The following is a 6,331-nucleotide window of genomic DNA, read 5'->3' on the forward strand; positions in this document are numbered from 1 at the left end:
CAGGAAGCGATCGCGCGCGAGGGGGCTCGGGCGGAGGGCGCGCGACGATGCCGGAGCGGAATGTCCCCGGGCTCTACGTCGTCGAGGCTCATCGTGCCTTGCGCAACGGGACGAGGACCTCGCATCACGCGCTTGCGCGCGAGGGCCTCGTCACCGCGCCTCGCTGATCTCGAAGAGGTGCCCCTCCGGGTCGCGGAAGAACGCCCGCACCTCGGACCCGTGGTCGACCGGCGGCGTGAGGAAGGCCGCGCCGCGCGCCGCGAGCGTCGCGTGCGCGGCGCGGCAGTCCGGGACGCGGATCGTCATCGCGTGGCTTGCGCGGTCCGGCGTGTCGGGCGGCGCCATCGTGACCGTCGGCTTGTCCGCGGTGGGCCCGCCGCCGGTGACGAGCACGAGCCACGCGCCCTCGAAATCGAAGACGGCGGTCGTGCCGCCGTACTCGCGGTACAGTCGCGCGCCGAGCACGTCCGCGTACCAGCGTCGGGCGCGCGCGAGGTCCGCGACCACGAGGATGTGGGAGAGCGCGGCGCCGCGCGGAGGGAAGGTTGCCATGCGCCACCGACGGCGGACGACCGCTTGACCCTGTCTCCTCGCGGCGTCAGTCCGCGAACGCCGCGATCCGGTCGCAGTCGCGCACGGTCTCGCGCGTCAGCGCGCCGTCCCGCACATGCTCGATCGCGACCGCCGCCGTGCAGATCGTGAAGCCGGGCGAACCGCGCGGGAGGAGCACGAAGGCCTGGAACGTGTAATGGCCTCTCGTCTGGTCGGCGCCTCCCGGCTCGTACACGGCCTGGAGCACGACCGGCGTCGCGCCCGTCACGCGCTGGCCCGGGAACCCGTAATACCACACGAGCACCACGCCCGGGTCCGGCCAGGCCGTGTCGGGGACGAGCGTGACCTCGAAGGCATCGAGGCGCGCGCCGGTCGGGCCCACGGCGTAGGCGCCGAGGAACTCGCCCTCGGAATCCTCGTACCGGTCCGGATACGGGCGCGTTCCCCCCTCGTAGGGGTCGGCCGCGCCCGCGGCGTCGCGGCGCGCGTGGCCGACGACGCCGTCCTGGCCGATGTCCTTCCAGAGGCCGGTCCACACCTCGAACGCGAAGAGGCCGGGCGCGGCCGCGGCCTCGCCGCGTGCGTTGCGCCCGAGCATCGGTCCCGTCTGGGGGGACACGATGTTGGGGACAAACCCCGAAAGGGGCCTGAGGTCGATCCACGGCTCGTGGCGCGCCTCGAACGCGGCGAGGCGGCCGGCCGCGGTGTTCCCGCTTCCTTCCGCCCATTCCGCTTCGGAAGACGCCCACGCGAGCGCCGCGACGGGCCCGACGACGGCGGCCGCGGGATTGTCGCCGAGCGGCGCGGGTCCCACGCGGCAGCCCGCCGGGCACCAGGCGAGCGAGGGGCTTCCCGCCTCGGCGACGGTGCCCGCGAGCGTCGCGCCATAGAGGGCTTCGAGCGGCGAGGGCGCGAGGACCGCGTACACGTCGATGTCGACGAGGCTTTGCGGGCCCGGCGTGAAGGGGAACGCTCCGCCGGGCGACGGGGCGAGCACCGCGTCGGAGACGGTGGTCGCGACGCGCTTCGCGAGGAGCGTTCCGTCGGTGAAGAGGATGTCGCGCGTATGGTGGCCGAAGAACGAGCCCCGGTAGTGGAAGTCGGGCGATCCCGCGGAGGGGCGCACGCGCGCCTCGGCCTCCGGGTGGCTTCCCGGCTCGAGGTACGTGACGATGTGCGCGTCGGGTCTCGGCGCCCATTCGTTCGCGGCGAGCCAGTCGTTGTTCCATCGCACCTGGATGGCGCCGTCGCCGTTCGCGTCGTCCCAGAGGCCGTGCCACGCCGTGAACTGCCCGACGCCCGGGGCGATGAGGTCCGGAAGGTTGTCGCCGCTCGTCCGGCGAAGGTTCGCTCCGTGGTAGCTGTCGTAGACGAGCGCGAACGTGTCGGCTTCCGGGTCACGCGCGGTCGCCTCCGCGGAAGCGACGGGCGCGCCGAAGCCCTCCGCGCCGTACACCGCGTCGAGGATGAGGAATCCCTCCGCGGGCACCGCCTGGCCCGTGGCGACGCGCGGGCATGCAGCCGTCGGCGCTCCCGCGAGCGCCTCGGCGACGCAATTCGCCTGGCCCGCGTCGTCGAGCGCGGCGCGGTTGGCTTCCGTCGCCTCGAACGCGACCGGGACGTCGTAGGAGTAGGCGGCGGCCGGGGCGAAAGCGAGGAGCGCGAGCGTGAAAGCGACGGCGGTGCGCATCGGAGGCCTCCCGACGCTTACGGGGCGTCGCGAGGCTTAACGCCTCGGGTCCCGGGTCGGCCTCCCATCGTCCGCCTCCCGGGCGACGGCCCCCTTTATCCTCCCGGGCGCGCTCGCCACGCCGTGGAGATCGGCCTCTTCAGCTTCGGCGACGTCATCCCCCACCCGGTCACGGGCCAACGCGTGAGCCACGCCGAGCGCGTGCGGCAGCTCGTGAGGCTCGGCGCCCTCGCGGAGGAGGTGGGCCTCGACGTCTTCGCGCTCGGCGAGCACCATCGCCTCGACATGGTGGTCTCGTCGCCCGCGGTCATCCTCTCGGCCGTCGCCGCGCGGACGGAGCGCATCCGGCTTTCGAGCGCGACGACGCTCCTCAACACGCTCGACCCCGTGCGCGTGTACGAGGACTTCGCGACGCTCGATCTCGTCTCGGGGGGCCGCGCCGAGATCCTCGCGGGCCGCGGGTCCTTCACGGAAAGCTGGGACCTCTTCGGCTACGACATCCGCCAGTACGACGCGCTCTTCGCGGAGAAGCTCGATCTTTTCCTGAAGATCAACGCCAACGAGCGCGTGACGTGGAGCGGCCGCTTCCGGCCCGCGCTCGAGGACGCGGAGGTCTCGCCGCGCGCCGAGCGCCCCCTCCCGCTCTGGATCGGCGTCGGCGGCACGCCGCAGTCCGCCGCCCGCGCGGGCGCGCTCGGGCTTCCGATGAACATCGCGATCCTCGGCGGGCCCGAGCGCTTCCCGCCGTTCGCCGCCATCCACCGCGAGGCGGCCGCGAAGGCCGGGAAGCCCCGCCCGAAGCTCGCGCTCTCGACGCACGGTCTCCTCGCGGACGACGCCGCAACCGCGCGCGACGCGTTCGCCGACGCGTGGGGCGGTCTCATGCGCAACGGATTGCGGAACCGCTTCCCGCCGCGCGAAGTGCCGCGCGAATACCTCGACCACGAGATGGGCCCTAAGGGTGCCTTCCTCGCGGGAAACGCGGAGGACGCGATCGAGAAGCTGCGATTCTACCACCGCCTCTTCGCCAACGATCGTTTCCTCGTCCAGTTCGACTGGGCGGGGGAGCCGTGGGAGAAGGTGAAGCGCGCCGTCGAGATCCTGGGCACCGAGGTCGCGCCCGCCGTCCGAAGCCTCTGATTTCGAACACGTTCGAGGGGTCGAGCGAGAAGCGCGACGAAGATTGAAGAGCGGTCGAGGGCGCTTGCGTCCCTCATGGCCAGACCCCCCCTCGCCCTCCTCGTCGTCCTCGCGCTCCTTGCCGCTCCGATGGCGCTCGCGCGCCACGCCGAGATCGCGTGGGAGGCCGACGAGCCGTCCCCCTCCGCGCGGCAGCGGACGTGCGTCTCCGACGCGGTGTCGGGCGGCGGAGAATCCTGCGCGGTCGAGCCGACGGGCTCGGCTCATCCGGTCGAGGGGGTCCGCATCCTCGACGCCTTCGCCGTCTCGGGCGCCTCGACGAGCCACCCTTTCACGACCGTCGGGAACTCTCTTGCATCCCCCGACGACCTGCGCATGACCGCCACGAGCGCGACTTCGATTCACCGCGCCGCGAGCCCCCAGCGCGAAAGCGGCGGCCTCGCGAACGTCTTCCTTCCGGGTCACGTCGAGTTCGCGGCCTGGTTCGGCCCCTGGCACGACGTCGACGCGGACCGGGCCATCGATCTCGTCGTGACCCAGCACCCGCAAAGCGGTTGGACCGGCTACGGTCCCGGCAACGAATTTCTCGCGCGCATCCCCGATGTCCTCGTCGCCTTCGTCGAGCCCGGAAGCCATCCGGTCGTCGGCGACCCGACGCGGCCGCGCGCGCATGAGCCGGATTTCGTCTACGAGCAACCCTCGAGCGCGCCCGACCGGCTGAGGCGCGCGAACGGGGGCGTCATCTTCCTCGACGGCAACCTGCTCGAGCGCTACGCGGTCGAGAGCGTGAGCGATCCCGTTCTCGTCGCCGACGCCACGACGGGGCGACCCTATACGCTGCGGGACGCGAGTCTCGTCGACATCGACGTCTACGCCGCCGTGGCGCCCGGACCCGTCGAAGCCGTCAACGCGGCGACGCTTGCGCCCGCCGTCGCGGCCGTCAACTCGCCCGGGATCGGTCTTTGTCCGGAAAGCTGCATCTTCCCCCCGTTCGCGGGCGGCGAGGCGGCGGCGGTCGCCTCCGCGATCTACGGCGGATACCCCCTCGAAACCGACCCCGGGGACCCGTATGCGGCCGCGCCGGGACGCGCCGCGTCCTTCCGCGGGGAATACGCGGCGTGGGCCGACCTCGTGCCCGGACAACTCCACCACGTGTCCGTCGGATCCCTTCTCCTCGCGCGTCCCTACCCGCTTGCGGGCAAAGGCGTCGCGGGCGGCGTTGCCGTGCCGCCCGGCGCGGTGTTCACGGTCGATCTCTGGACGGGTCTCTGGATGGACGCGAGCCGAGACGGCGTCGTGGGTGTCGCGGCCGACCCCGAGGACCCGTACGAGGGGGGAAACCGGCCGATTCCCCATCGTTACCTCGACGCGCGCGGCGAATTCCTTCCCGAGAACGGCCGTTTCCCCCAAGGCGCGGCCCCGTCGTTCACGCTCGTCCCCGAGCGGACGTGGGGCGAAGCCGGGATCCTCGTCTTGACGCGCGGCGGCACCCCTCTCCGGGCCACCTCGGAGGATTGCCCCGCGCCGGGCCACCCGTCCTCGCTCTGCGTCCTCACCGGGGCGACGACCTTCGCCTTGCGCGAAAGCGGGACGGTGGAAACGGGCCGCGCGACGACGAAGCACGTCTTGTACTTCCCGGAGGGTACGCGGGCCGGCGGCTTCACGATCTGCGCGGCGGTCCGCGAGCTCGAGTACCGCCACGCCGGAATCGACGTCCGCGAGACGGTCGGGGACTGCGACTTCATCGAGCGGCTCGAGCCGTGACGCGGACGCCGCGCGGCAAGGTTGAAGCGGGGTGAAGCCCCCTCGCACGCCGGGAGGCCTCACCGTGCGCCACGCCGCCGTCGCCGCCGTCGTCCTTCTCGCCACCGTCCTCGCCCCCGCCGCCGCGCGGCACGGGGAGATGCGTTGGGAGGCCGCGGAGGGCTTCGCCCCGGGTCAGCGCACCTGCGTTCCCGACGCCCTCGCGCCCGCAACCTCGACGTGTCCGTCGGAGCCCACCGTCCACATCGGGAATCCCGTCCTGCACCCTCCCGAGGGCATCCGGATCCTCGACGGCTTCGTCGCCCAGACGGGCGTGACGAGCCATCCCTACAACCTCGTCGGCGACCCGACCTCGAATCCCGACGACGCGCGCATGACGGCGCAGAGCGTGACGAGCGCCGCGGCGACCGCCAACCTCCAGCGGGAGACGGGCGGCCTTGTGAACGTGTTCCTCCCGGGCCGCGTCGACTTCGTCGCCTGGCTCGGGCCCTGGCGCGACGACGACGCCGACGGCGAGATCGACCTCCGCGTCGTCCAGAACATCGCGAACGGCTTCAAGGGGTACGCGCCCGGAAACGAGTACGTGTCGCTCTCGATCGAGGCCTTCGCCTTCGTCGAGCCGGGAAGCCACCCGGTGACCGGCGACACAACGCGGCCCGCGGAGGATCAGCCCGACTTCCAGTACTCGCGCCCGTCAAGCGCGGTCGACCGCCTCTACCGGACCCAGGCTGGGGTCCTCTTCCTCGACGGCAACCTGCTCGAGCGGTACGTCGTGGAGACCGTGAGCGAGCCCATCCTCCTGGGCGATGAAACGACCGGCCGTCCCTACACGCTCCGCGCGTCGAGTCTCGTCGACATCGACCGCTACGCGGCGGTGGCGCCGGGACCCATCGAAACCCTCTACCGCGCGACCGCGTCGCCCGTCGTCCAGGCCGTGAACACGCCGGGCATCGGGCTTTGCCCGGAATCCTGCGTCTTCCCGCCCTTCCCCGCAAACGACGTCGCGCCCGTCGGGGGCGCGGTGTACTCGAACTACCCGCTCGAGACGGAGGCGTCCGACCCGTTCGCGGCGCAGCCGGGGCGCGCGGACGACTACAAGGAGGCGTTCCACGCTTGGGCCGACGTCCTTCCCGGTTACTCGCCCTTCATCTCGGCCGTCAGCCTCCTCCCGCCCCGCCCCTACCC

At 72.5% G+C, this 6,331-nt stretch carries 5 protein-coding genes; 3 read left to right on the forward strand and 2 right to left on the reverse strand.

Annotated features, from left to right (window positions below; translation table 11 throughout):
- Positions 1-150: 150 nt before the first annotated feature.
- Both VM889_08300 and VM889_08305 read right to left on the reverse strand, forming a co-directional pair.
- Positions 151-552 carry a VOC family protein gene (locus VM889_08300; protein ID HVL48541.1) on the reverse strand — a complete coding sequence of 134 codons (402 nt, stop codon included), beginning with the start codon at positions 550-552 and terminating at the stop codon, positions 151-153.
- 46 nt (positions 553-598) lie between these two features.
- Entirely contained in the window at positions 599-2,242 is a 1,644-nt protein-coding gene (locus tag VM889_08305; GenBank protein ID HVL48542.1) for a hypothetical protein, read from the reverse strand.
- A 123-nt stretch (positions 2,243-2,365) separates the two neighbouring features.
- Here VM889_08305 and VM889_08310 point away from each other — a divergent pair, with 123 nt between their 5' ends.
- From VM889_08310 to VM889_08320, 3 genes are all read left to right on the forward strand, one after another.
- Entirely contained in the window at positions 2,366-3,382 is a 1,017-nt protein-coding gene (locus VM889_08310; GenBank protein ID HVL48543.1) for an LLM class flavin-dependent oxidoreductase, read from the forward strand.
- Between the two features lie 75 nt (positions 3,383-3,457).
- Positions 3,458-5,146 carry a hypothetical protein gene (locus tag VM889_08315; protein HVL48544.1) on the forward strand — a complete coding sequence of 563 codons (1,689 nt, stop codon included), beginning with the start codon at positions 3,458-3,460 and terminating at the stop codon, positions 5,144-5,146.
- Between the two features lie 64 nt (positions 5,147-5,210).
- Positions 5,211-6,331 (forward strand): hypothetical protein (locus tag VM889_08320; protein HVL48545.1); only part of this gene is annotated, 1,121 nt, incomplete at its 3' end.

Source organism: Candidatus Thermoplasmatota archaeon, from assembly GCA_035540375.1.
Lineage (GTDB): Archaea > Thermoplasmatota > SW-10-69-26 > JACQPN01 > JAJPHT01 > DATLGO01.

What these genes read in the sequence shown, in the direction of transcription:
- VM889_08300 (HVL48541.1), bottom strand. Translation starts at nt 552, where the DNA reads ATGGCAACCTTCCCTCCGCGCGGCGCCGCGCTCTCCCACATCCTCGTG.
- VM889_08315 (HVL48544.1), top strand. Translation starts at nt 3,458, where the DNA reads ATGGCCAGACCCCCCCTCGCCCTCCTCGTCGTCCTCGCGCTCCTTGCC.
- VM889_08305 (HVL48542.1), bottom strand. Translation starts at nt 2,242, where the DNA reads ATGCGCACCGCCGTCGCTTTCACGCTCGCGCTCCTCGCTTTCGCCCCG.